General features: G+C 67.7%; 29 protein-coding genes. 11 read left to right on the top strand and 18 right to left on the bottom strand.

The annotated features are described in order from the left end of the window. Window positions 1-73: 73 nt before the first annotated feature. Together BRW65_RS20580 and BRW65_RS20575 are read right to left on the bottom strand one after the other, a co-directional pair. Entirely contained in the window at window positions 74-709 is a 636-nt protein-coding gene (locus BRW65_RS20580; RefSeq protein ID WP_073877715.1) for a TetR/AcrR family transcriptional regulator, read from the bottom strand. A gap of 2 nt (window positions 710-711) precedes the next feature. Further along, a complete protein-coding gene (locus BRW65_RS20575; RefSeq protein WP_073877713.1) occupies window positions 712-1695 on the bottom strand; it encodes a pirin family protein in 984 nt (327 codons plus the stop codon). A 137-nt stretch (window positions 1696-1832) separates the two neighbouring features. Between BRW65_RS20575 and BRW65_RS20570 the strand changes: the two genes are divergently transcribed. Beyond that, the gene (locus BRW65_RS20570; RefSeq protein ID WP_084187885.1) at window positions 1833-3284 is read left to right on the top strand and encodes a chloride channel protein; all 1452 of its coding nucleotides are present in this window, start codon (window positions 1833-1835) and stop codon (window positions 3282-3284) included. On the opposite strand, the gene BRW65_RS20565 is transcribed toward BRW65_RS20570, so the two are convergent. Both BRW65_RS20565 and BRW65_RS20560 read right to left on the bottom strand, forming a co-directional pair. After that, window positions 3281-3826, bottom strand: a complete 546-nt coding sequence (locus BRW65_RS20565) for a Dps family protein (protein ID WP_073877711.1) — start codon at window positions 3824-3826, stop codon at window positions 3281-3283. The two genes, BRW65_RS20570 and BRW65_RS20565, sit on opposite strands and share 4 nt — an antisense overlap. 98 nt (window positions 3827-3924) lie before the next feature. Beyond that, on the bottom strand, window positions 3925-4836 hold the full coding sequence (locus BRW65_RS20560; protein WP_073877709.1) for a DNA-3-methyladenine glycosylase family protein: 912 nt from the start codon (window positions 4834-4836) through the stop codon (window positions 3925-3927). Between the two features lie 51 nt (window positions 4837-4887). Here BRW65_RS20560 and BRW65_RS20555 point away from each other — a divergent pair, with 51 nt between their 5' ends. Next, window positions 4888-5286: a nuclear transport factor 2 family protein gene (locus BRW65_RS20555; protein ID WP_073877707.1), complete on the top strand. Its 399-nt coding sequence runs from the start codon at window positions 4888-4890 to the stop codon at window positions 5284-5286. Here the strand turns inward: BRW65_RS20555 and BRW65_RS20550 are convergent. From BRW65_RS20550 to BRW65_RS20535, 4 genes are all read right to left on the bottom strand, one after another. After that, window positions 5283-5663: a DUF427 domain-containing protein gene (locus BRW65_RS20550; protein WP_073877705.1), complete on the bottom strand. Its 381-nt coding sequence runs from the start codon at window positions 5661-5663 to the stop codon at window positions 5283-5285. The genes BRW65_RS20555 and BRW65_RS20550 overlap by 4 nt on opposite strands. Window positions 5664-5722: 59 nt before the next feature. Next, on the bottom strand, window positions 5723-6505 hold the full coding sequence (locus BRW65_RS20545) for a class I SAM-dependent methyltransferase (protein ID WP_073877703.1): 783 nt from the start codon (window positions 6503-6505) through the stop codon (window positions 5723-5725). Window positions 6506-6616: 111 nt separating this feature from the next. After that, window positions 6617-7636, bottom strand: a complete 1020-nt coding sequence (locus tag BRW65_RS20540) for an NAD-dependent epimerase/dehydratase family protein (protein ID WP_073877701.1) — start codon at window positions 7634-7636, stop codon at window positions 6617-6619. Further along, entirely contained in the window at window positions 7633-8139 is a 507-nt protein-coding gene (locus BRW65_RS20535; protein ID WP_073877849.1) for a nuclear transport factor 2 family protein, read from the bottom strand. Before BRW65_RS20535 ends, BRW65_RS20540 begins: the two co-directional genes overlap by 4 nt. Window positions 8140-8229: 90 nt before the next feature. On the opposite strand from BRW65_RS20535, the gene msrA reads away from it, so the two are divergent. Then, a complete protein-coding gene (gene msrA, locus BRW65_RS20530; RefSeq protein WP_073877700.1) occupies window positions 8230-8742 on the top strand; it encodes a peptide-methionine (S)-S-oxide reductase MsrA in 513 nt (170 codons plus the stop codon). An 11-nt stretch (window positions 8743-8753) separates the two neighbouring features. Here msrA and BRW65_RS20525 read toward each other — a convergent pair whose 3' ends face one another. Further along, complete coding sequence (locus tag BRW65_RS20525) at window positions 8754-10079, bottom strand: cytochrome P450 (RefSeq protein WP_073877698.1); 1326 nt, start codon at window positions 10077-10079, stop codon at window positions 8754-8756. A gap of 129 nt (window positions 10080-10208) precedes the next feature. Between BRW65_RS20525 and BRW65_RS20520 the strand changes: the two genes are divergently transcribed. From BRW65_RS20520 to BRW65_RS20510, 3 genes are read left to right on the top strand one after another with little or no spacing between them, the layout of a single operon-like run. After that, window positions 10209-10820 carry a TetR/AcrR family transcriptional regulator gene (locus BRW65_RS20520; protein ID WP_073877696.1) on the top strand — a complete coding sequence of 204 codons (612 nt, stop codon included), beginning with the start codon at window positions 10209-10211 and terminating at the stop codon, window positions 10818-10820. 38 nt (window positions 10821-10858) lie between these two features. Then, complete coding sequence (locus tag BRW65_RS20515; RefSeq protein ID WP_073877695.1) at window positions 10859-11071, top strand: TOBE domain-containing protein; 213 nt, start codon at window positions 10859-10861, stop codon at window positions 11069-11071. 3 nt (window positions 11072-11074) lie between these two features. Continuing rightward, a complete protein-coding gene (locus BRW65_RS20510; protein WP_073877693.1) occupies window positions 11075-12118 on the top strand; it encodes a zinc-binding dehydrogenase in 1044 nt (347 codons plus the stop codon). Window positions 12119-12121: 3 nt separating this feature from the next. On the opposite strand, the gene BRW65_RS20505 is transcribed toward BRW65_RS20510, so the two are convergent. Both BRW65_RS20505 and BRW65_RS20500 read right to left on the bottom strand, forming a co-directional pair. Beyond that, on the bottom strand, window positions 12122-13012 hold the full coding sequence (locus BRW65_RS20505) for an alpha/beta fold hydrolase (RefSeq protein WP_073877691.1): 891 nt from the start codon (window positions 13010-13012) through the stop codon (window positions 12122-12124). A 29-nt stretch (window positions 13013-13041) separates the two neighbouring features. After that, entirely contained in the window at window positions 13042-14277 is a 1236-nt protein-coding gene (locus BRW65_RS20500; protein WP_073877690.1) for a sulfotransferase family protein, read from the bottom strand. Window positions 14278-14305: 28 nt separating this feature from the next. Here BRW65_RS20500 and BRW65_RS20495 point away from each other — a divergent pair, with 28 nt between their 5' ends. Beyond that, complete coding sequence (locus BRW65_RS20495; protein ID WP_073877688.1) at window positions 14306-14881, top strand: TetR/AcrR family transcriptional regulator; 576 nt, start codon at window positions 14306-14308, stop codon at window positions 14879-14881. Continuing rightward, a complete protein-coding gene (locus BRW65_RS20490; RefSeq protein WP_073877686.1) occupies window positions 14878-15990 on the top strand; it encodes a DUF1214 domain-containing protein in 1113 nt (370 codons plus the stop codon). Before BRW65_RS20495 ends, BRW65_RS20490 begins: the two co-directional genes overlap by 4 nt. Before the next feature lie 71 nt (window positions 15991-16061). Here the strand turns inward: BRW65_RS20490 and BRW65_RS20485 are convergent, their stop codons facing one another. From BRW65_RS20485 to BRW65_RS20470, 4 genes are read right to left on the bottom strand one after another with little or no spacing between them, the layout of a single operon-like run. Then, window positions 16062-17105 carry an LLM class flavin-dependent oxidoreductase gene (locus tag BRW65_RS20485; RefSeq protein WP_073877684.1) on the bottom strand — a complete coding sequence of 348 codons (1044 nt, stop codon included), beginning with the start codon at window positions 17103-17105 and terminating at the stop codon, window positions 16062-16064. Next, window positions 17105-17629 (bottom strand): SRPBCC family protein, encoded by a 525-nt coding sequence (locus tag BRW65_RS20480; RefSeq protein ID WP_208611898.1) that lies wholly within the window; start codon window positions 17627-17629, stop codon window positions 17105-17107. Before BRW65_RS20480 ends, BRW65_RS20485 begins: the two co-directional genes overlap by 1 nt. Window positions 17630-17679: 50 nt before the next feature. Beyond that, a complete protein-coding gene (locus BRW65_RS20475) occupies window positions 17680-18786 on the bottom strand; it encodes a fatty acid desaturase family protein (RefSeq protein ID WP_073877682.1) in 1107 nt (368 codons plus the stop codon). A 30-nt stretch (window positions 18787-18816) separates the two neighbouring features. After that, entirely contained in the window at window positions 18817-19905 is a 1089-nt protein-coding gene (locus tag BRW65_RS20470; RefSeq protein ID WP_073877681.1) for a ferredoxin reductase, read from the bottom strand. 97 nt (window positions 19906-20002) lie between these two features. On the opposite strand from BRW65_RS20470, the gene BRW65_RS20465 reads away from it, so the two are divergent. Beyond that, window positions 20003-20650, top strand: a complete 648-nt coding sequence (locus BRW65_RS20465; RefSeq protein WP_197499038.1) for a TetR family transcriptional regulator — start codon at window positions 20003-20005, stop codon at window positions 20648-20650. A 49-nt stretch (window positions 20651-20699) separates the two neighbouring features. On the opposite strand, the gene BRW65_RS20460 is transcribed toward BRW65_RS20465, so the two are convergent. Both BRW65_RS20460 and BRW65_RS20455 read right to left on the bottom strand, forming a co-directional pair. Further along, complete coding sequence (locus BRW65_RS20460) at window positions 20700-21098, bottom strand: hypothetical protein (RefSeq protein WP_073877679.1); 399 nt, start codon at window positions 21096-21098, stop codon at window positions 20700-20702. A gap of 37 nt (window positions 21099-21135) precedes the next feature. Next, window positions 21136-21741 carry a GNAT family N-acetyltransferase gene (locus BRW65_RS20455; protein WP_073877678.1) on the bottom strand — a complete coding sequence of 202 codons (606 nt, stop codon included), beginning with the start codon at window positions 21739-21741 and terminating at the stop codon, window positions 21136-21138. A 51-nt stretch (window positions 21742-21792) separates the two neighbouring features. On the opposite strand from BRW65_RS20455, the gene BRW65_RS20450 reads away from it, so the two are divergent. After that, window positions 21793-22890, top strand: coding sequence for a F420-dependent hydroxymycolic acid dehydrogenase (locus BRW65_RS20450; RefSeq protein ID WP_073877676.1), 1098 nt, complete (start codon window positions 21793-21795; stop codon window positions 22888-22890). Here the strand turns inward: BRW65_RS20450 and BRW65_RS20445 are convergent. Then, window positions 22887-23804 carry a cation diffusion facilitator family transporter gene (locus tag BRW65_RS20445; RefSeq protein ID WP_073877674.1) on the bottom strand — a complete coding sequence of 306 codons (918 nt, stop codon included), beginning with the start codon at window positions 23802-23804 and terminating at the stop codon, window positions 22887-22889. The two genes, BRW65_RS20450 and BRW65_RS20445, sit on opposite strands and share 4 nt — an antisense overlap. A gap of 152 nt (window positions 23805-23956) precedes the next feature. On the opposite strand from BRW65_RS20445, the gene BRW65_RS20440 reads away from it, so the two are divergent. Further along, window positions 23957-24484, top strand: coding sequence for a hemerythrin domain-containing protein (locus BRW65_RS20440; protein WP_139273192.1), 528 nt, complete (start codon window positions 23957-23959; stop codon window positions 24482-24484). Window positions 24485-24517 lie beyond the last annotated feature (33 nt).

The following is a 24517-nucleotide window of genomic DNA, read 5'->3' as shown; positions in this document are numbered from 1 at the left end:
GACCCGATCATGTTACCGGGATAAGTTAGTTAGCCTATACGCTTTGTGCGCAACTTCACTGCCGCGCCGGGGCCTACGCGCTGGACCGCCGGAAAGCTCCCTCGAGGAGCCGCCGCATCATTCCGGTGATGGACAGCAGGGCGTCGGGACCCTGAACGAAGCCCGCGTACAGGCCCACCCCGCACATCAGCACAACCAGCGCCTCGATCAACGCCGGCACGTCGACGTCGTCGGGGACCTCGCCCCGTTCCATTGCGGCGTTGACGACGCGAACAAGGAATTCCCGACACATCCGCACGGAGTCGTTTTCGGTCTTGTTCCATTCCGGGTGCCGCTGCGACTCGAGTACCCCGGAGATAATTAACGCCGACCCGGCGGGATTCTCGGAATTGGCGCGCACCGCAGCGGAGATGAATGCGGTGAGTTGCCCCACCAGTGTGGCCTCCCGCTCGGCCTCTTTGATCCCGGTTCCGATGATGGCTTCGTTGGTTTGCTCCAACAACTCCCGATACAACACCCGCTTGCTGGAGAAGTAGTGGTTGATCGCCGGCCGGGTCAGGTCGGCCCGGGCCGCGATGGCCTGGAACGTCGCCCCGTCGTACCCGCGCTCGCTGAACACAAGCCGAGCCGCCTGCATGATCCGCTGTCGCGTCTCATCGGCCTTTGCGGCTGGGGGGCGTCCTGGCCTGCGGCTCACCCCTGAAGACATCGTTAAAGTGTGCCATTGCCATGGTGTGGCATTAGCGCATTTGGCGGAATGCTGCCGAACTTCCCAGCCTGGTAGTCCTCCACCGCCTGGACCAATTCCGCCCGCGAGTTCATCACAAAAGGCCCGTAGTGGAATACCGGCTCGCGAATGGGTTGGCCGCCCAGCAGCAACACATCCATGGCAGTGGTGCGCGACGATTCCTGCGTCAGGTTGGCGCCCACGGTGATTCGATCCCCTGGGCCGAGCACGGCCAGTTGGCCCTGGCGAATCGGGTGCGCCACCGGACCGACGTACCCGCTACCGGACAACACGTAGACGAGCGCGTTGAAGTCGCGCCGCCACGGCAGGTTCAGCCGGGCGCCGTTCTCGACGGTCGCATGCGCGAGGGTGATGGGCGTGTGGGTGATCCCGGGCCCCCGGTGACCGTCGATCTCGCCCGCGATGATGCGGACCAGCGCCCCGCCGTCCTCGGATGCGATCAGCTTCGCGTCGCCACCTTCGATGGCCTGATAGCGCGGAGGCGCGAACTTGTCCCGCTTCGGCAGGTTCACCCACAACTGGATGCCATGAAAGAGGCCGCCGCTGTCGACCAGTTCCGCCGGCGGCGTCTCGATGTGCAGGATCCCCGACCCGGCGGTCATCCACTGCGTCGCACCATCGGTGATCAGCCCGCCGCCACCGTGGGAGTCCTGGTGGGCGAACTTGCCGTCGATCATGTAGGTGACCGTCTCGAACCCGCGGTGCGGGTGCCAATCGGTGCCCCTCGGCTCACCCGGCTCGTATTCGACCTCGCCCATTTGGTCCATGTGCACGAAGGGGTCCAGCGCGGCGGCGCTAACCCCGGCGAAGGCCCGCACGACGGGAAAGCCCTCCCCCTCGTAGCCGCGCGGCCCGGTAGTGATCGATCGGACCGGCCGCTCGGTCTCGGCGGGGGCGGCGGCGCCGACCCGTGGCAGCGCCAGCGTGTTGGCGGTGATGGCGGGCATATGACCTCCCTAAATCGGAACTACTCCTATAACCGGACCGCAGTCCAGTTATTCCCCCGGGTGCACGGCCGTGGCGCTGCATAGGATGACGTGGTGCTTGCGGGACCGGAGCCACGGCCGTGCGCGGGACCCATGTCGTGAGCGACCAGACGGATGGCGAACCGGAGCGCCCCGAGGCCCCGGTGGCGTCGCCGCGCGGTGCCGGCGGACGCTTCGGCGCGTCGATCAGGAAGTCCGGTTACCTGCAGAAGTGGTTGCTGCTGGGCGTCATGATCGGGGTGGTCGCCGGCCTGGGAGCCGTCGTCTTCTACCTCGCGCTCAGGTATACCAGCGAGTTCCTCCTCGGCTATCTGGGCGGCTACCACATCCCGACGCCGGTGGGCGAGGGCGGCGGCCGCGGCGACCGCGGTTTCCGCCGCGCGTGGGCGATCCCGTTGGTGACCACGGGCGGAGCGTTGCTCTCCGCTTTCATCGTCGCGAAGCTCGCCCCGGAGGCCACCGGCCACGGCACCGACCAAGCCATCGAGGCGGTGCACGGCGATCCGCGTGCCATCCGCTTTCGGGCGGTGCTGGTGAAGATGGTCGCCAGCGCGCTGACGATCGGGTCGGGCGGTTCGGCCGGGAGGGAGGGACCGACCGCGCAGATATCGGCGGGTTTCTGCTCGCTGCTGGCGCGGCGGCTGCACCTTTCCGATGACGACGGCCGGATCGCGGTGGCGCTGGGTATCGGCGCCGGCATCGGGGCGATCTTCGCCGCGCCCCTCGGCGGGGCGGTGCTGGCCGCGTCGATCACCTACCGGGACGACTTCGACTATCGCTGCCTGCTGCCCGGATTCATCACGTCCGGAACGGCCTACGCGGTGCTCGGCGCTTTTCTGGGTTTCGATCCGCTGTTCGGCTACATCGACGCCGAGTACCGGTTCGAGAGGGCGTGGCCGCTGCTGTGGTTCGTGGTCATCGGCCTGGTCGCGTTCGCAGTCGGCTATCTCTACGCCCGCACCTTCCACGCCGCCGTCCGGCTCACCCGCCGCCTGCAGGGGGGCCCCGTGCTCAAGCCCGCCGTCGCCGGACTGCTCGTCGGCCTGCTGGGGCTGCTGATCCCCCAGATCCTCAGCAGCGGCTACGGCTGGGCGCAACTCGCGGCCAACCGCGCATCCCTACTGGCCATCCCGTTGTGGATCGTCGTCCTACTCCCGATCGCCAAAATCGTCGCCACCTCGTTGTCGATCGGCAGCGGCGGATCCGGCGGTCTGTTCGGGCCGGGGATCGTCATCGGCGCGTTCGTCGGGGCGGCGGTGTGGCGGCTGGGCGAGCTGTTCGGCCTGCCCGGCGTACCACCCGATCCCGGGGTCTTCGTCGTGGTCGGCATGATGACCTGCTTCGGCTGCGTCGCTCGCGCCCCGCTGGCCATCATGATCATGGTCGCCGAGATGACCGGTTCGTTCTCGGTCGTCCCGGGAGCGATCCTGTCCGTCGGCATCGCGGCATTGCTCATGTCGCGTACCAACATCACGATCTACGAGTCACAGCGCCTGAACCGCGAGACCGCCGCTGCCGAACGCGAACGCCGGGTCGAGGAGGACCGCTAGGAACGGCGAGCCGTGCTCGCCGCGTCCTTCTCGGTGGCCGCGCCCTCGTGGGTCAACTTGCCGCCCGCGCTCTCCAGGTGCGCCCGCACGAACCACTGAAACTTTTCCAGGTTCCCGGCCTGGTCGATCAGCAGATCCTGCGTCACCGGGTCGAGCTCCTCGGTCTCCTCGATGTACTTGCGGATGTCCTCGATGACACCGGTGTAGACGAGGTCGAGCGCCGCCAGGTGGGCCTGGACGGTGTCACGACCGACCGAATAGTCGTCCCAGGTGCGGTCCCTGATGATCGCCCCCGGTGTTCCCTGCGGTGACCCGCCCAGGGCCGCGATCCGCTCCGCGACGTCGTCGGCGAAACCGCGGACCGCCTCCACCTGCGGGTCGATCATCTCGTGCACGCCAATGAAGTTGGGCCCCACCACATTCCAGTGCACGTGCTTGAGCGTCAGGTGAAGATCGTTGTAAGTGCTCAGTTGTTTTTGCAGCAGTTCGGTCAGCCGCGCCCCCTGTTTGTCGGTGAGCCCCGGGATGGTGAACTGTGTCATCGAATTCCTCCGTTTTCGCACACGGTCACGTCGTCTTTGGGGTTGGTTACCCGATGGCCGTTGCTGAAAACCCGGGCCCGACGAGGCGATGACCACGTTTAGAGGTTGCTGATGTGCTGCACCGGCAGCCGGGCGCCCCGCCGCGGTTCGTAGGCCAGTCCGCTGGCCTCCAGCAGCCGGACCACCCGATGGCGGTGCGGTCGCATGGGCTCGAGCAGTTCGAGCATGCCGGCGTCGTCGACCGGGTGGCCGATCAACGTCCAGCCGATCATCTTGGGGATGTGATAATCGCCCACCGACACCGCGTCGGCGTCACCGAAGGCCCGCTGCGCCGTCTCGGCGGCGGTCCATTCGCCCACGCCCGGCAACGACATCAACGCCTCGCGGGCTTGCGCGGCCGGACGGAATGCCAGCCTCTCCAGGGAGGCGGCCCGCTGCGCGCACGTCACCACCGTCCGCGCGCGCCCCGGGTCGACATTGGCGCGGTGGAACTCCCACGACGGGATGTATCGCCACGCCTCGGCCGACGGCGGCACCCGCATCCCGGCCGGCGCCGGTCCGGGAGCCGGTGTCCCGTACTTGGACACCAGCAGCCGCCACGACCGAAACGCGTCGGCCCCGGGCACCCGCTGCTCGATGATCGCGGGGATCAGCGCCTCGAGCACAAGCCCGGTGCGGCCCAGGCGCAGGTGGGGAACCCGGCGGTGCGCGGCGGCGACGGTCGGGTCGCCGGGCACGAAATCCGAGGCGTCGTCCTCGAGGCCGAGCAGCGCGGGCAGCCCCGCCACGAACTCCGGCGCCCCGCTTCCCCACGCGACGCAGCGGACGGCGTTGGCGGCGGCCCGGCTGATCCGGGCGGTGACGGGGCCGGTGGGTAGCAGGCTGGTCCGCCAAATCGCGCCGTCGCCGGCCGCGCGGAAACAGGGGTCCCCGGCCCCCCGGCGAAGCGGCGCCAACGTATGCCCGAAGCTGACCGCCCCGGGAAACGTGACGGTGCGCGCGCTGTCCACCGACCGACTCTCCGATTGACCGTTAACGATGTGCCAAGTCAATATTGCGATGTGATGACGCCGTTCGATGACCCACAGGGCGAACTGGCTTGGATGTTCCTACAGAGTACGAGCGACGGTGGCGACCTCGACGAGGGCTTCACGCTACTCAGCGACGACTTCAGCTACTGGACGCTGGTCACGCGCTCCTCGTGCGACAAGGAGACGTTCCGGCGCGCGATCGAGCGGCGCAAACGTGAACTTGAGCTGACCATCGACCTGGTGCGGTGTGTCAACGAGGGAGAGACCGTGGTCGTCGAGGCGCAGGCCACCGGCACCACCACCGGCGGCGTCGAATACGACAGCCCGTTCGTCTGCATCTTCGACACCCGCGACGGGCTGATCGTCTCGATGCGCCTCTACAGCGACACCCGGGCGCACGAGGCCGCGCTACCCGGGTGGACTTACTAGGAAGCCGACACGCTGATTTCGGCCTTGTTCGGGTAGAAAGCCACATGTCCGGCGATCGCCGCCACCGCAGGGTAGGGCTGCTCGTAGGTCCAGATGACGTCGTCGACGGTCTCGCCGGCCGCGGTGGTCACGCTGTAGTAGCTGGCGTCACCCTTGAACGGGCAGTAGGTGCTGGTGTCCGTGCGGGTCAGCCGGTCTTGCGCCACGTCACTCATCGGAATGTATTGCACTGCAGGCAAACTGGCTTCCCGTAGTTCGAGGGCGGCCGTCGTGTCCGCTACCAGCTCGCCGTTGACGCGAACCTGTACCCGACCCTTCGTCGGCTCGATGGTGATCGGGTGGCCAGCGCTGGGCTCTTTGATTTCGGGGTGGGTCATGGTCTCCTCCTAGGCGCCGATGGGAGTTACAACGCGAGCCGGATCTCGAGGCTTCCCGATCAGGGCGGCCCGAATGCGTAGCGGTGGTATTGCGCCATGTTGGCGACGGCGGGAACCAGCGACATGACCTTCCCCAGCGCCCGCGTGGAGCGCGGGAGTTGCGCGAAGGTGTACGACTCGAACCACCGCTCCCAGGCCAGGAGCCGCACACCCGGCACCGCGCCGACGATGTCCTCGGGCCCGTTGATCGCCCAGGACAGCGTGGATCCCGAACGGCGCACGACGGTGTTGAGCCACTGCGACTTGATCCCGAGCGAGTTGAAGGCGTCGAACTGCAGCTCGCCCGAGCCGAAGTGCTCGACCACGCGGCGCAGCAGTGCGGTGCCGTCCTGCTCGGTGAGGTACATGGTCAGCCCCTCGCCGATCATCAGCGCGGGACGGTCCGCGGGGATGCCCCGGAGCCAGGCCGGGTCGGTGACGGAGGCGGCGATGACCCGATAGTGGTCGCGCGCCGGGTAGAGCTGCGCGCGCAGCGCGGCGACTTCGGGGTAGTCGACGTCGTACCACTCGACGCCCGGGCCCGGCTGCACCCGCAGACACCGGCTGTCCAGTCCGCAGCCCAGGTGCAGTACGACAGCCCGTGGGTGCGCCGCAAGAAATTGGCGGACCCAGGCATCGAAGTGAGCGGACCGGGTGGTGACCGACGGCGCCCTACGCGCGGTGATGGACGTCTTTTTCCAGTCGTAGTCGATGCGTTGGACGATCTCCTTCGCATACCCGTCGCCCAGGATCGGTGTCTTGAAGTCGACGTCCAACGCCTTGGCGTACAGCGTCGCCAGCATCGTCTGGGGCGCCCCGCTGAGGTCAACGCTTACCCTTTCGGCAGTCACGCCGCCCGAGGCTAGTCGCGGCGCGACCGCGCCAGCCGTGTTGAACGCCCGGCGGCGCGGCGTTCAGCCTGGAGTCGCGCTTTTGCCGCTGGCAACCTTCAGCCCCGCCCAGAACCGCGCCGCCTCGCGGATCGATTCCTCGACCGGGCGTGGCTGCCAGCCCAATTCCCGCTTCGCCTTGCTGCTGTCGACGTCGGCTTCGGCGCGCATCATCCGCACCGAGGCCAGGCTGAGTTCGGCGTCCTTGCCGGTGAGCCGCGCCTTCAGCGTGCCGGCCGCCGCCAGGGCATAGAGCATCGGCACCGATATCGAGCGTTGCGGCGGCGGAACCCCGGCCTCGTCGGCCGCGATGCGGATCACGTCGTTCAATGCGATCATCCGCTCCGAGACCAGGTACCGCTCACCGATGCGCCCACGCTCGGCCGCCAGGATCATGGCCCGAGCCGCGTCGTCGACGCCGACGACCTCCAGCTGGATGCCGTTCATTCCGAAGGGCAGCTTGCCGAACACCGCGCCGGCGATGAACGCACCGTGCGGAGTGCCGCCCCAGTCGCCGCTGCCGTAGGTGGTCGACACGCACATCGCGACGGCGGGCAAGCCGGCCTCGGCCACGTACCGCAGCACCAGATTCTCGGCCTCCAAACGCGATTGGACGTAAGGAGTCAGCCGGCGGGACCGGATCACGTCGTCCTCGGTCGCCACGTGCCCATGTCGGCGGCCCACCGTCGCGTAGGTGCTCGTGAAGATGAACCTGCGCAGGTCGGGCTGGTTGACGGCGACGTCGAGAACGTTGCGCAGGCCTTCGACATTGGTGCGGAAGAGCGGCGTGGGATCGCGCAACCATGCGCGGGTGTCGACGACGCAGTAGTAGACGTCGTCCACGCCGTCCATCGCCTCCCGCACCGTGGCGTCGTCGAACACGTCTCCGTGGAACCGGGTCAGCTCGAGGTCGTCGATGGAGCGGGTGTTGGCGTTCGGGCGCACCATCGCCCGCACCTGGAACCCGTCGGCCACGAGCTGACGGGTGACATGCGAACCCAGAAAGCCGTTGGCGCCGATGACCAGTTTGGGTTTGGTGCTCACCTGGCTCCTCCGTTCTCCTGCATCCACCGCGCCGCGTCCTCGTCGAGCGTGCCCAGCGCCTGTGCCTTGCGGCACCACTTCATCCCGGCCCGCAGGAAGCGCAGCGGGTTATAAATGTCTTCTTCACGGCTCCACTGGCCGTCCCCCGCGTACGTGATGATCGTGATGTTGGTCGCGCTGATCACGCTGCCGTCACCCGGGTCGCGCATCGGGTTGTCCAGTTCGAGGATGACGCGCCCGGTGGGCTCGTCGATGACCGACCACAACGTGGGGAACGCGACCATGTGGCTGCCGGGAAAGGTCGTCATCGTTTGTTTGATCCACTCGCGCACTTGGTCGCGCCCCCGCATCGTGCCGGCGGCATGCTCGACGTACTCGACGTCGGGCGTGTACTGCTCGACCCAGGCGTCCCAATCACGCGTCTCCGCGGCCCGGGCGACCGTTTCCTCGAATGTCTCGAAGGCGGCGGACAGTTCGCTGCGGGAGAACGAAGGCGTCGTCATGCTGCGGCACTTCGGAAAATCGTCGCGACGTTGCGGCTCATCGGCGGAGTGTAGCCTGGGCGGCATCGTGGCCGGTTAGGAGGACGAGCAATGGCAACCGAAAAAGCGATACTTGCCGGCGGCTGTTTCTGGGGCATGCAAGAACTCATCCGCAAACAGCCGGGTGTGGTTTCGACGCGGGTCGGTTACACCGGCGGTGACGTCCCCAATGCGACCTACCGCAACCACGGCACGCACGCCGAGGCCATCGAGATCGTGTACGACCCGGCGGTCACCGACTACCGCACCATGCTCGAGTTCTTCTTCCAGATCCACGATCCGACAACGAAGGACCGGCAGGGCAACGACCGTGGAGCCAGTTACCGTTCGGCCATCTTCTACCTCGACGAGGAGCAGAAGCGCATCGCGCTGGACACCATCGCCGACGTCGACGCGTCCGGGCTGTGGCCCGGCAAGGTCGTGACCGAAGTCAGCCCCGCTGGAGACTTCTGGGAGGCCGAGCCCGAGCACCAGGACTACCTGCAGCACTACCCGAACGGGTACACCTGCCACTACATCCGCCCGGGCTGGAAACTGCCGCGGCGGGCCACCGCGGGCCAGTAGGCGGGCCCGGCTCAGCGCCGGTGCACCACGATACGGCCGCCGTCTTTGGGTGTGTAGGCGACGCCGCGACCGTGCCACCGCTCCCCGGGCGCCGTCGTGGTCTCGATGGTGAAGTGCCGCAACACCGTTCGCAGCACGACGTCCATCTCCATGTTGGCGAACGCCGCCCCCACGCAGCGGCGGGTGCCACCGCCGAACGGGATCCACGCGAAGGCCGACGGCTTGGTCCCGATGTACCGTTGCGGGTCGAAGCGCTCCGGATTCGGGAAGACGTCGGGGTTTTCGTGGATCTGCGCGATGCTCACCAGGATCGACTTGCCGCGGGGAAGGACCCACTCCCCGAGCCGGTAACGCGGGGGGTAGACGCGCCGGGCGGCGAAATCGATCACCGTCCGGGCCCGCTGGACTTCCAGGATGGTCGCCTGACGCAACTCCTGGCCGTCGCCGTCGGCCTCTTCGACCAAGGCGGCCAGCACGTCCGGGTGCCGCGTCAGCCGCTCGAATGCCCAGCCCAGCGTGGACGCCGTGGTTTCATGACCGGCGGCCAGCAGCGTGAGCAGTTCGTCGCCAATGTCCTTGCGTGACATGACCGAACCGTCGTCGTAGGTGCTGCGCAACATCAGCGCGAGCACGTCGCTGCGCTCGTCGAAGTTCGGATCGGCCCGCTCGGCTTCGATTAGCCGGTCGATGACGGCGTCATACCGGCGGCGCCACTCGTCCAGGCGCCCCCATGGGGTGAAGCGCCCGTAACTGCGGCGCGGTTTGGGCATCGTCGCCATCCGCGAGCCCAGCGTGACCCACGGCGGGATGAGGCGGCGCAGCTCGTCGAGCTCGGCGCCTTCGGCCCCGAAGACAGCGCGCAGGATGGCGTTGAGCGTGATGCGCATCATCGACGGCAGCGTCGCGAACGCCTCGCCCTCCGGCCAGCCGGCGGTCTCGCGCAGCGTCTCTTCTTCGATGATCGACTCGTAGTTCTTCATGCTCTTGCCGTGGAACGGGGGCGCCAACAACCGGCGGCGCCGGCGATGGTCCTCCCCGTCGAGCGCGAACACGGACCCCGAGCCGAACAACCGGCTCAGGTTGGGCTGGATGTTGCCCAGCTCGTCGGGGCTGGTGGTGAAGATCTGCTTGGCCAGTTGCGGGTCGGCGACCACCACGACCTCGCCGTACATGGGCAGATTCAGCGCGAAGACGTCGCCGTACCGACGGGCCAGGCGCTGAATCATCCCGCGCCGTGAGATCGCAAAACCCAGACCCTGCAACAGCTTTGGCAGCCGTGCCGCAGGGGGGAGCCTGACGGCGGCGGGGGCCGCGGGGGCGGTGACGACTTCACTCATGGCGGGCTGCTCCCCATCATTTCCCCCGAAAACGGGGGTGGTACCGCGGTGTACCAAAACCTTTCCGGATACGGTACTCTGTGGTACCAACCTCTGACAAGAGGTCGTGCGTGACGGAAGGGGCCGGCCGTGACCCCAGCGGCGACAGCGACGGCTGACGAAGCGGTCCTTGGCGACCCGTTCCGGCTGAGGCTGCTCGACGGCCTCGCCACCTCGATCGCCGAGCGCGGTTACCGCGCCAGCACCGTTGCCGACGTGGTCCGTCACGCCCGCACGTCCAAGCGCACCTTCTATGACCAGTTCGCCAGCAAGGAGGAGTGTTTCCTGGAGCTCCTGGGCTCCGATATCGAAAGGCTCGGCGAGTGCATTGCGGCGGCCGTCGACCCCGAGGCCGACTGGCACCGACAGATCCGCCAGGCGGTCGAGGCGTACGTCAACTACATCGAATCCCGGCCGGCCATCACGCTCAGCTGGATTAGGGAGCTGCCCTCGCTCGGTGCCGCCGCCCGCCCTGTGCAGCGCCGCGGGCTGCAGCTGCTGTCCAGCCTGCTGATCGACCTCAGCGCCAGCCCCGGCTTCCAGCGGGCCGCGCTGCCTCCGCTGACCGCCCCGTTGGCGGTCATCCTGCTCGGCGGGCTACGCGAACTGACCGCTCTTGCGGTCGAAGACGGAAAACCGGTGCGGGGCATCGTGGAGCCGGCCGTGGACGCCTCCATAGCCCTGCTCGGCCCGCGACACTAGGGTCGATCGCAGACAACCAACGAACAGAGGACCTTGCGATGCGGCTATCGACCCGGAACCAACTCAAAGGGACCATCACCGAGGTCGACCTCGGCAGCGTGATGGCGATCGTCAAGGTCAAGCTCGACGGCGGTGAGCAGATCGTCACGTCCTCCGTCACCAAGGACGCCGCGGTCGAGCTCGGGCTCGAGGCCGGGCAGCCGGCGACGGTATTCATCAAGTCAACGGAAGTCACCATCGGAGTCGACTAGCCCATGGCGTCGACGATGCGCGCCGAGCGCTTCTACGCGGACACCAAAACGGTTGCGCTCGAAGATGTTCCGATCCCCGAACCGGGACCGGGCGAAGTTCTGGTCAAGGTCGCCTTCTGTGGCATCTGCCACTCGGATCTGAGCCTCATCAACGGCACCTTCCCGGCGCAGCAGCCCGTGGTGACCCAGGGCCACGAGGCGTCGGGCACCATCGCCAAGCTGGGACCCGAGGTGACCGGCTGGGACGAGGGTGACCGCGTGGTGGTTCCCGCCGGCCGGCCCTGCCAACGCTGCGCGAACTGCCGGCGCGGCGATGTGGTCAATTGCCTGCGGATCCAATTGATGGCGTTCGCCTACGACGGGGCGTGGGCCGAATACACCCTGGCGCAAGCGACGGGCCTGACGCGGGTGCCCGATAACGTCCCGCTGGAGCAGGCCGCGATCCTGGCCGACGCGGTATCGACGCCGTTCGGGGCCGTCGTCCGGACGGGGAAGGTTGCCGTCGGCGAGTCGGTCGGCGTGTGGGGCGTGGGTGGGGTCGGCACCCACATCGTTCAGCTCGCACGGCTGGTCGGCGCCGCACCCATCGTCGCCGTCGACATCAATCCCGCGGTGCTGGAACGGGCGCTGGCGCTCGGTGCGGACTACGCCTTCGATTCCCGCGACGACGGGCTCAGGGACGGCATCGCGGAAGTCACCGGCGGGCGGCTGCTGGATGTGGCCTTCGACGCCGTCGGACTGAAGGCGACGTTCGAGCAGGGGCTCGACTGCCTCACGCCCGGCGGCCGGCTGGTGGGCGTCGGGATGAGCGCCGAGTCGCCCACCGTCGGCCCCACCTCGCTGTTCGGGCTGACCCACAAGCAGGTGCTTGGGCATTTGGGCTATCACAACGTCGACATCGAAACGTTGGCGAAGTTGGTTTCGGCTGGGCGCCTTGATATTTCGAGGTCGATCAGCGATATCGTCGCACTGGAGGACCTGACGGAGGGCATCGAGAAGCTCGAGCGCCAGGACGGCAATCCCATCCGGATTCTGGTGCGGCCCTGACGCTTACCCTTCGCCGCGCAGGAAGGTCCGAACCCGGTCGAGCACCAGCTCCGGGCGCTGGTCGATGATCCAGTGGCCGACGCCGTCGACCAGCTCCACCTTGAAATCGCTGATGTGGTCGGCATATCCGTCGGTGAGGTCGGGCGTGATCACCGGGTCTTGGGTGCCGGTCAGCCAGCGAACCGGCACCTCGACGCGCGCGTCGGCGTACTCGCCGCGCATCCAACGCAGCATCTCCCCGGTCTGAAAGCTGCGATACCAGCGGGAGCCGGCTTCCGCGTGGCCGGGCTGGCGCATGCATTCGGCGTAGATGCGCAGGTCCTCCTCGGGCAGTGCGAAGCCGCCACCCACCCATGACCCGAGCAGGCGGCTTGTCCGCGAGCTGAGATTGCCGATCATCCGTGGCCCGACCACCGGCAACGAGATCGGGATTTGATACCAGAGCCGCCAAATGTTGCCCACCGCACGCAGATCGCGCTTCACCCACGGCGCCACCGTGTTGATCCCGAAGAACCCGCTCACTTTTTCGGGGTGACGCAGCATCATGATGAACGCGGCCGGGCCGCCCCAGTCGTGGGCGACGAGCTTGACCGTCGCCACGCCGAGGCGATCCAGGACGGCCGCCAGATCGTCGGCCATCTCGGTCTTGGTGTAACTCGAGCGTGGCGCCGAGCTCCAGCCGGCGCCGCGCAGGTCGGGGCACAGCACCCGATAGCCGTCGGCGGCCAGCGGCCCGATGAGGTTGTGCCATTCCCACCAGTTCTGGGGGAATCCGTGCACCAGCATCACCGCCGGCCCCTCGGCCGGACCGGCGTCCGCGACGTGGATCGTCACCCCATCTCCGAGCTCCACATACCTGTGTTCGACACCGTCCAGCGCGGGCATAGTGACCATGAATTGAGAAGGTAGCCGCCCGCCGCGGGTTAGGCCAGAAACCGTTCGACATACGGCGCGAAGCGGGCGCGTAAATCCGCCTCGTCCAACCCGAACATCGCGCAGGATGTCGCGACGTTCCCCAGCCGGCCGCGCCGATGGCCCGCGAGGTACTCGCCGATCGCCGTCCTGGCTTCGTCGCCGAACGGCTCGCCGGCCAGCGCGTACACCCGGTCGGCGACGCCGGTTTCGTCGGCCATGAAGTCGTCGAACCGGACGTCGACCGAGCGTTCCGGGCCGATGGTGTCGCGATCGCGGACGAGCGCGGTCAGCATGTCGTCCAGACGGTCGATCCACGATGCCGCGATCTCCTCCACGGGGACCGGCGCGCGGTGCATGCGCGCCGAGTAGGTGATCATCGCGATCATCGACAGCGCCACCGGAACCGGGTCACGGTGGGTGAAAACCACTATGCTGCCGGGGAAGACGCGATCGAGCACCGGCACCTGCTCGAGATGCTGAGGCGACTTGAGCAGCCAGCGCCTGCCCCCGCGCAGGAACTGCATGGCCTTGAGTTGCCGGGCCAAGTATTCGTAATGCGGCGTCTGGTCGTGGGTCTGGTAGTAGTCGCGCCAGCGCGGCACGTGGGCCAGCGTCTCGAAGAGCATGGTCGAAAAGTCGTTGGCCAGCAGCTGGATCTCTTCGTGGACGTGGTCGGTCGTCATCTCGTGCATCAGCGGGAAATGGGGCATCACGGTGTTGATCACGCCCACCGCGACATCCATCCGCGCCCGCCGCGGATCCGGCTCGATCCCGGCCTCGGCCGGCAGCGGGAACGGTTCGACGCTTTCCCAGTACGGCATTGTGCGGAAGGTGGCCGGGGCCGCCAGCAGGTTGTGCAGGTGGGTGGTGCCGGTGCGGGGCAGCCCGGCGATCACCACCGGCGGCCGCAGCTCGATGTCGTCGATCTCGGGATGCCGCCGCAACAGGTCGGTCAACAACAGCCGGTTCTTCAGCAGTTGCAGCAGTTGGCCGTAGAAATTCACCGTCCCCGCGTCGTGGCGGCCGTCGATGTCGCGCAGCGCGGCGAGTAAGACGCCGAGCCGCTCGCGATAGTCCGGCGGGCCGAAATCGTGCAGGCCGGTGTCCGCGGCGGCCCTGGCGTGCAGCGCGTCGGCGTCCAGCGGGCAGTCCGGCGCCAGCGAGGCCATCATGTCGAGGAGTTGCTGGGCCTCGGGGCTGAAGCGGGGCCGGGCGAGGTCATCGAGGCGAACGACATCGGTCACGGTGACTTATGTTACTCTCGGTTTCGTAATGGTAGTGGATTTTGGCCGGCCTCGTGACCCACGCATCGACGGCGCGGTGCTCAGCGCGACGGTGGAACTGCTCACCGAGACCGGCTACGCCGGGCTGTTGGTTTCCGCGATCGCCGAACGCGCCGGCACCAGCAAGCCCGCCATCTACCGCCGCTGGCCCAGCAAGGCGCACCTGGTACACGAGGCGGTGTTCCCCATCGGCTCCGCCACCGAGCTGCCCGATACCGGGTCGCTGCCCGAGGACCTGCGCGAAATGGTCCGTCGCGCAATGCTTTTCCTGACGACTCCGGCCGCCAGGGCCGCCCTGCCCGGGCTGGTGGGCGAGATGGCCTCCGACCCGACCCTGCATTCGGCGCTGCTGGAGCGGTTCGCCGGCGTCATCGGCGGCGGCCTCGCCGAGTTGCTGGACCGGGCCGCGCGCCGCGGCGAGGTCCGGCCCGACGTGACCGCCACCGAACTCACGGATGCCATCGCCGGCATCACGCTGATGGGCCTGCTCACCCGCGTCGCGGAACTCGACGACGGGTGGATCGATCGCACAACCACGTTGCTCCTGAAGGGAATCCGCGCATGACGCACGAAACGACGGCCGCCTGGCAGGAGCTGCTCGCCACCCTGGGCACCCTTGACCGCTCTTTCCTGGACGGCGACCGCGCGGTGGTCGACGACCGGCACGTCGCCGACGGTTACCGCATGCTTGCCAGCACGCTCGGCGTCGCCTTCGACACCTACCTGTTCACCGAACCCGGCCGGCCGCAGTTCGTCGCCGTGAACACGCCGTTCCGTCGGGACCGGCGCTGGGGCGGCGACAACACCGACGCCTACTACTACATCTGCCCGGTCGATCCGCAGCGCCGCTATCGCATCAGCGGCAACAAGGGTGACAGTGCGTACTTTTCGGTGACCGCCTACAACGAGCCGTCGCCGGGTGCGTGGTCGGACCGGGTGGTTGCGATAATCCGCGACAGCGATCTGGACGTCCTCAATATGGATGCCGACGGCAACTTCACCTTCGAACTCGGCCCCACGCCCGGCGCCGCCGTGCTGATGACCCGCGACTACCAGGCCGACCCGCTGACCGGCCACCCGGTCACCTGGCGGATCGAGGCGCTCGACGAACCGGACCCGATTCGGCACGGCGACGCGGAGACCGCCGCACGCCTACGGGCGGTCACCACCTGGTTGCGCACCATGTTCGCCATCGTGCCGCTGGCCGTCGGGACGCGGGTGGACGACCAACATGCCCTCGGACACGAAACCGCGCACGCGGCGAATGCTTTCGCCGATCCGTACCAGGTACCCGACGCCAACTTCGGTTGGTCGGCGCGCGACGCCTGCTATTCCTACGGCAGCTTCGTGCTCGATGAGGACGAGGCGCTGATCATCACGCACCGCCCTCCGACATGCAGGTTCTGGAATCTGGTGGTGTGGAACCAATTCATGGCCACGTTCGGCGCGGCCGATGCCCGCTGCTCGATCAACGGCCACAGCGCCGCGCTCAACAGCGACGGCACGGTGACGATCGTCCTGTCCCGCACGATGACGGCACACCCGAATTCGCTGACCACGCTGGACTATCCGCGCGGCAACCTCGCCTTCCGGTGGTTCCTGGCCGACGGAGTGCCGGAGCGTCCGCAGGTGCGACTGGTCAAGACGACCGACGCGCCTACGGCCCTTCGCTAACGACCCGCCCGAGCGTGCGGCCTCGGCACGACAACCGCTGTGAATCCGTCCAAAGCCCCCACAGTCGAGGTTCAGCCGACCTCGGCGACCAGCTCGATGGCCCGGCCGAGCGTGCGAAGCTTCGCCTCCACCGTGTCACCGGCCGGATACAGCCGCACGGTGTTCACCCCGGCATCCCGCCACACGGTGAGCCGGGCGCGAACCATCTCCTCGGTGCCGATCAGCGCGGTGGCCAACACCATCTCGTCGGTGACCAGTGCGGCGGCGCCGTCGCGGTCGCCCCGCTGCCAGCGCTCGCGTACCTCGGCGGCGATGTCGGCCCAGCCTTGCCGGCTGTAGGCCTGGTTGTAGTAGTTCGTGCTGGAGGAGCCCATGCCGCCCAGGCTGAAGGCGAGGTCCTTCTTGCGGCCCGCGACCAGGCCGCGCAGTTCCTCCTCGTCGGAGGCGAAGGCGACTTCGGCGCCCTGGCAGATGTCGACGTCGGCCCGCGAGCGGCCGGCCGCGGCGAGGCCTTCGTCCAGGTGCGAGAAGTACGCGTCGCCGGCGCCCTCCGGCACGAAGCTGGTGCCCAGCCAGCCGTCGGCGGTCCGACCGGTCAGCCGCAGCATCGCCGGTGACAGGGCGGCCAGGTAGATCGGGATGGGGTGCTCGGCCCGCGTCGACAGCCGCATCGGCACCCCCTCGCCGCCGGGCAGCGGAATCTGAAATTGATTGCCGGAGTAAGACACCTTCCCTCCGGCGAAGACCTGCCGCACGATGTCGACCGTTTCGGAGATGCGCGCCAGCGGCCGGCTGAACGAGACGCCGTGCAGGCCCTCGATCACCTGCGGGCCGGACGCGCCCAGCCCGAGCAGGAAACGCCCACCCGACAGGTTGGACAGCGTGATGGCGGTCTGGGCGACCATGACCGGCGAGCGAACGCCGACCTGCAGGACACCCGAGCCCAGCAGGACCCGCTCGGTCCGCGCCGCGAGGTAGCCCAACGCCGAGGGTGCGTCGGAGCCCCAGGCCTCGGCGACCCAGCACACGTCGAGGCCCAGCTTCTCCGCTTCGACGACGAAGGCCGCGGTTTCACCCGCGGCGGTGGACAACTCGACCGTCGTCGCGGTTCGCATCAGCGCACCCCGTGCTCGGCCAGCCTCTTGATGGCGGCGAGCGTCTTGCCGATCGCGGCCTCGAACTCGCGCATCCGCACGAACACGATTTTCTGCTCCTTGTCGGGCATCGACTCGATGGCAACCGACAGCCCCGAACGTCCCGGGCCCATCTGCATCCAATAGCTCAGCGCAGTGCCGCCATCGCGGGGCGTCAGCCGGAACCGCCACATCGATGCGGGATTGTCGGGTTCGCCGACGGCCCAGGCGAATTCACGCGGCTCGTCGCACGCGACGATCTGGGAGGTGGTGCTCCATTGCCCGAACGCGTCGTGCTCGTTGTGTCCGACGAAACGGGCGCCGACGCGGGGGGCGTCGGCACCCTCGGCCCACTGGACGGCTTGCAGCTCGTTGCTCAGCGTCGGCATCAGCTTGATGTCGGAAACCAGGCTCCACACCCGCGCCGGATCCGCATCGATCCAAACCGAGGCCTCCACCGTTGGTTTGTCCGCGTAGCGCGCGCCGGTCCATTCCACGCAGCCCATTGTCCCCCGCGCGCAAGCCCCGGTTTGCGCGCGGGGGACGGAGGCGGCCGTCAGGCGGCCGCGGGGACCGGATCCGGCGAGCGGCCGGCGGTGGCCTTCCGCAGCACGGAGTCGGGGAAGGTCAGCCGAACGATCTTGCGGATGACGGTGCCGAACTGCCGCGGCAGCGGGCCGCGGTTGTAGGGGATGCCGTAGCGTTCGCAGATCGCCTGCACCTCGGGCGCGATCTCGGCGTACCGGCGCGCCGGCATGTCCGGGAACAGGTGGTGCTCGATCTGGTGCGACAGGTTGCCGGACAGCAGGTGAAAGAGCTTGCCCCCGGTCAGGTTTGCCGATCCCAGCACCTGGCGGAAGTACCACATGCCGCGGGATTCGTCCTTGGTTTCCTCGACGGTGAATTCCTGGGTGCCGTCTGGGAAGTGGCCGCAGAAGATGATCATGTACGACCACACGTTGCGCATCAGGTTCGCCGAGAGGTTGCCCGCGAAGACGAACGGCGCGAAGGGGCCGGCCAGCAACGGGAACGCCACGTAGTCCTTGAGCGTCTGCCGGCGGGTCTTGCGCCAGATGGCGCGCAGCACCTCGCGCTTGTCGGCGAGCGCGATCTCACCGGAGCGGATCCGCTCGGTCTCCAGTTCGTGCAGCGCGACGCCGTACTGGAACAGCACCATCAACAGAAAGGCGTAGAGCGGGTTGCCCAGGAAATAGGGCTGCCAGCGCTGATCTTCGCTCATCCGCAGGATGCCGTAGCCGATATCGCGGTCCATGCCCACGATGTTGGTGTGGGTGTGGTGCATGTAGTTGTGCGAATGCCGCCATTGATCCGCGGGGCACGCGGTGTCCCACTCGAAGGACCGGCCGGAGATGGTCGGGTCACGCATCCAGTCGTATTGACCGTGCATGATGTTGTGGCCGATCTCCATGTTGTCCAGGATCTTTGACAATCCGAGCATCGTGGTTCCCAGCAGCCAGGCGGGCGGCAGGAAGAGCAGCGCGCGGCCGCCGACCTCCAGCGCGCGCTGGGCCTTGATGACGCGGCGAATGTAGTCGGCGTCCTCGGCGCCCAGGCTGGCCATCACGCGCTCCCTGATGGCGTCCAGCTCGCGGCCGAACGCGTCGGCCTGTTCGGGGGTCAGGGTGATCTTGTTCTGTGTCATGGCTTTTCCTCTCGGGAACTTCTGGGGGCGTCAGAGCGATAGGTCGACGTCGCCGACGGGGACGGACACGCAGATCTGCACGTCTTCGTCGGGACCGGTCGAGACGGCGCCGGTGATCAGGTTGCGCACCGTTCCCGCGGTCTTGCGCCGGGTGCAGGTGTGGCAGATGCCCATACGGCAGCCGTTTTCGGGTGACAGGCCGGCCGATTCCGCCTGTTCCAGTAGCGGGCGTCCGTCGTCGACGACATCGACGCCGCTATCGGCGAAGGTGATGCGGCCGCCCGACGGGTTGGCGGGCGCCGCGAACGACGGCGGGACGAAGCTTTCGGTGTAGACGTTGTCGCAATGGCGCCGCACGGCTTCCACCAAAGGTGTTGGGCCGCAGACGAACACCGCATCGGGTGACGGCATGGCCGCCTCGAGGTGCGAGGCGCCGAACCGGCCGGCGAGATCGCCTTCGTCGGATCGGGTGTAGCCGTGCAGCACCCGGACGCCGGCCAGGGTCGCCAGCTCGTCGCGGTAGCAGGCCTCGGCCGGAGTGCGGGCGTAGTGGACGAACGCGATCTCGCCCGGGTGGTTCTCGGCGATCAGGGTGCGCAGCATCGCCATGACCGGCGTGATGCCGCTTCCACCGGAGACGAACAGGATCCGGCGCGGCCTCTGGGCCGGCAACACGAAGTCGCCGCCGACGCCCGCCAAGCCGACGACCATGCCGCGGCGGGCCTGCTCGTACAGGTAGTTGGAGACCAGGCCGCCGTCGTGGCGGCCGATGGTCAGCTCGAGATGGGCGGCCCCTTCGGCGTTGGCCGGGGAGTAGCAGCGGGTGTGCAAGCGGCCGTCGATCTCGACGGAGAGGCTGACGTACTGGCCGGCTTGGACGGTCGTGTCGGACGTGAAGCTCTCGTTGGGCGCGAGGGTGAGGGTGATGCTGCGCGCGGTGGTGCGGCGCACGTCGATCACCTTCGCTCGGGCCTGACCCAACGTCCAGGTCGGCGCCACCAGCTCGGTGTATCGGTCCACACCGTGCGGGCCGGTCAGCAGGTCGAGGAGGTCCGAGCCCAACACTCGCTTCCGAAGAGTTCGAGCGAGGGCCCGACTAGAAGTCATTTGAGTGAACATATGTACACCGTGCTGCCGCACCACCCGGTCAGTCAAGGGTTTACTGCGGGTATGTGGTAGGCTTCACATAGTGAACAGCCGTACTCCTAGCTCACGGGTGCGCGGTTCTGGTCGCGAGCGCGTGCGCGAAAGCCGGTCGCGTGAGGAGCGCAAGGAGGCGACCCGGCGCGCCATCATTGCCGCGGCCCTCAAGCTGCTGCAGGACCGCAGCTTTTCCAGTTTGAGCCTGCGGGAGGTGACCCGCGAGGTCGGGATCGTGCCCGCGGCGTTCTACCGCCACTTCGAGTCGATGGAGGCCCTGGGGCTGGTCCTGATCGACGAGTCCTTCCGCAGCCTGCGCGACACGCTGCGTGAAGCGCGTGCCGGCAAGCTCGACCCGAACCGGGTGATCGAGTCGTCGGTCGAGATACTGGTCGCCAGCGTCGCGCAGCGGCGCGAACATTGGCGGTTCATAGCGCGCGAACGCAACAGCGGGCTGAGCGTGCTGCGCTATGCCATCCGCACCGAGATCCGGTTGATCACCTCAGAGCTCGCCACCGACCTGGCACGCTTCCCGCGGCTGCACGAGTGGACCACGGAGGATCTCAATGTGCTGGCGACCCTGTTCGTCAACGCGATGATCGTCATCGCGGAGGCGATCGAGGACGCGCAGAGCGCCGAGGCGCTGGAAGACATCCGCCGGATCGCCGTCAAGCAACTACGGATGATCGCGATCGGCATCGCCGGCTGGAAGAGCACCCCCTAGCGAGGGTCCAGCCGCCGCATGCGCAGTGAACAGTCGAACACTGGCAACATCACTCCGTCGTCGCAGTGATGTCCGGCGCCGCGTTTTCGTCGACCACCTCGAACAGCGACTCACCGTCTTCGGGCGCTCCGTCGATCTGGCCCCGATGTGCGCGTCCGGGCGGACCGTCGGCGGGTTCGCCCGCGCCCGGCGTGTCGGGCGAGACGTCGGGCTCCTCCTCGGCGAGCCGGGCATCCAGGGATTCGCCCTCCCGCTCCTCGCGCGCCGTCATGCCGAAGCGGTTGGCCTCACTCCAGCCGTCGGGCGGGTCGACCACGATGTCACCGTCGTCGTTGTGGACTTCGTCGGAGTCGGTGCCTTCGCTCGCGTTCAGGGTGTCGCCGGGACCGCCTTCCTCAGGGAAGTCCGCGGGGTCCACCAGCTCGTCGGCTTGCGGGTTTTCGCTCATGCGGGAACGGTTGCCCGCCGCGTAGGGGGGCTAAACGCTACCGCGGCGAGCGCCACATCGCCCACATGGTGGGGCCACCGTCGGGCAACACCAGCTCGCGGGTCACGACGAAACCGAAACGCTCGTAATAGGGGACATTTTCGGGCTTGCTCGACTCGAGATAGGCCGGACAGTATTCGGCGTCGCAGCGGTCCAGCCGGGACCGCATCAAGGCCTGGCCGAAGCCTTGGCCGCGGACCGACGGGTCGCTGCCGATGGCGGCCAGATACCAGTGCGGCTCTTCGGGATGCGTGCGCTTCATCAATTCCTGTACGCCCCGCGCCCTCGCCGCGCGCATGCCGAACACGCGCAGGAAGGTCGGGGTCATCGCCAGTTCGCCCAGCCGCGTCTCCCGCCACCGATTGGGGGGATCCCAGAGTGCCGCCGCACCGATGCCCGGGCCGTCGCACGCCACCTCGACGCCGCCGCAGCCCAGATGATGGTGGCGTGTCATCGTCGCGAAGACCCGGTGCAGGTTCGCGGTGCGCGCCCCGTCGTCGGGCAATAGCCAGGTCATCACCGGGTCGTCGTAGAAGGCACGAGCCAGGGTGCGTGACAACTCGCGGACGTCGGCCTTCCGCGCCGCGCGCGCCTGGGGAGTCACCCGAGTCAGGTTAGCCGGTGTCGTAGCCGCGGCGGTGGGTACCTTAGTTCGGTGGCCGGCGTCTCGCGTCGCGCATTCGGGCGGGCGGCCGCCGGAGCGGGCATGCTCGGCACCGTCGGATTCGGTGCCGGGTGCTCGCGGCCGGGCACCGATCACGCCACGCCCGCCGCCCCGCCGCCACCGGCGGCCAAGCCGGTGGGGGTGGTGCTCTCGCACGAGCAGTTCCGCACCGACCAGCTCGTGGCGCAGGCCCAGGCGGCCGAACAGGCCGGCTTTGCGCACGTCTGGGCCAGCGACCACATCCAGCCGTGGCAGGACAACGAGGGCCATTCGATGTTCCCGTGGCTGACCCTGGCGCTGGTCGGCAATGCCACCAGCCGCATCTCATTCGGTACCGGGGTGACCTGCCCCACCTACCGCTACCACCCGGCCGTCGTGGCCCAAGCTTTCGCCTCACTGGCGATCCTGTATCCCGGGCGAGTGTTTCTGGGAGTCGGGACCGGGGAGCGGTTGAACGAACAGGCCAGCACCGACGCGTTCGGCAAGTACACCGAGCGCCACGACCGGCTGGTCGAAGCGATCAGCCTGATCCGCCAGTTGTGGAGCGGATCGCGAATCTCGTTCGCCGGTCGCTACTTTCAGACCAATGCGTTGAAGCTCTACGACACTCCGTCGAGCCCAACGCCGATCTTCGTGGCGGCCAGCGGGCCGAAGAGCGCGACACTGGCCGGTCAATACGGCGACGGCTGGATCGGTCAGGCGCGCGACATCACGAACCCGACGCTGCTGGCGGCGTTCGGTGCGGGCGCGCGGGCCGCGGGTCGCGATCCGGGCGGCCTGGGCAAGCGGGCCGAGCTGTTCGCGGTCGTCGGCGACGGCGCCGAGGCCACCGCCGCCGCAGGCCTGTGGCGCTTCACCGCCGGCGCCGTCGACCAGCCGAATCCGGTCGAAATCCAGCGCGCCGCGCAAGTCAACCCCATCGAGAAGGTGCTGGCCAACTGGACGGTCGGAACCGATCCAGCACCGCACATCAAAGCGGTGCAGGCGATCCTGGATGCCGGCGCTGTCCCCTATTTGCACTTCCCGCAAAGCAACCCGCTGACGGCGATCGAGTTCTACCGCACCAACGTCTTGCCGAAGTTGCACTAGGTCGACGTGGGTTCGACCTCGGGCTGAATGTAGACGACGCGCACCCCCGGCACCGTCTCCCGAATGCGCGCTTCGGCGCTGCGGATCACATCGGCTGCGACCGCGAATTCCTTCTCCGGCCCGAAAACGACCTTGGCTGCCACCACCAGTTGATCCGGGGCGAGGTACTGGGTACGCAGATCCACGACGGAATCGACGTGCTCGGCCCGCTGCAGGGCGGCTCGAATCATCTTGCATTGGCTGGCCGTCGCTCCCTCGCCGATCAGCAGGCTGTGCGTCTCGACGATCAAGACCACGGCGATGACGGCCAGCAGCACGCCGATGCCGAGCGTGCTGACGGCGTCCCACAACGGGTTTCCCGTCACGGCGGTCAGCGTGACGCCGGTGAACGCCACGCCCAGACCGAGCAGGGCGGCGCTGTCTTCGAGCAGCACCACGGGTGGCTCGGGGACGCGGGAATTGCGGACGAACTGCCACCAACTCTCGGAACCCTTCAGCCGCTTGGACTGCATGCGAACGGTGCGCAGGCTGAAGCCCTCCAAGATCGCGGCGACGACCAGGATCGCGATGGCGACGCCGGGCGCGCTCAGCGGCTCCGGATGCGAGAGCTTGCGATACCCCTCGTAGATCGCGGCGACCGCTCCGAGCACGAACACCAGAAGCGCCACGATGAAGGAATAGAAGTACCGGCTTCGGCCATAGCCGAACTGGTGCAGGGCGTCCGGCCGCCTGAGCGCCGCATGTTTGCCGACCAGCAGCAGCACTTCGTTGATCGTATCGGCAAGCGAATGCACCGATTCCGCGAGCATTGCCGAGCTTCCGGTCACCAGGAAACCGACGAATTTGGCCGCCGCGATCCCGGCGTTGGCGGCGAACGCCACCACGACAGACTTCGTTGTGCCGTCGCCCGCCATCGCGTAGAGCTACCCCCGACGGGCAGGTGCGAAACGACCGATGTTTTGCCACAACCACACTCGGGGTTCAGCCCGGGCCGGCTCGTTTCAAGGCGACCGCCCCGGGTATCCGCAGGCCACTTCGAGTCATACGCCCAACTGGAAGGCACGGCATGGACGCAATCACTTTTCTTCGCCAGGACCACAAAAGCGTGCTCGGTTTGTTCGAGACGCTGGACGGGGCGCCGTCGGGCTCGGGCGCCGAGGCGAGCGGCCTGGAGACGGTCGTTAACAACCTCATCATCGCGGAGTCGCAACACGAAGCCATTGAGGAGCAGTTCTTTTGGCCGGCGGTGCGCGATGCGATCGGTGACGGAATCGTCGACAAGGCGATAGAGCAGGAGCAGGCCGGTAAGCAGCTGTTGCAGCGGCTGGAGGACGGCAAGCCCGGTGAGGCCGACTATCACGAAGCGCTGCAGGAGTTCATCAAGGCGGGCCGCGAACACATCGCCTACGAGCAGGACGTGGTGTGGCGCAAGTCGAGCTGGCGATCGGCCGCGAAGATCTGGCGACGATCTGTCTCTTCGTCACATCTCCGATCCCACGAGACTCGACGTCATCTCGTATGCCGTCTTCTTCCTGTACACAAAACATATCTTCCTGTGCTGTTTGCTACTGATCATGCCGTTCTCCTTTGCTAGCTTGTCTGTCGTTCTACACTATGTCTATTCGTT

It is taken from the genome of Mycobacterium paraffinicum (genome assembly GCF_001907675.1).
GTDB classification, from domain to species: Bacteria; Actinomycetota; Actinomycetes; order Mycobacteriales; family Mycobacteriaceae; genus Mycobacterium; species Mycobacterium paraffinicum_A.
The sequence above is the reverse complement of the archived record's forward strand: the minus strand, read 5'-3'. Positions and strand labels throughout refer to the sequence as shown.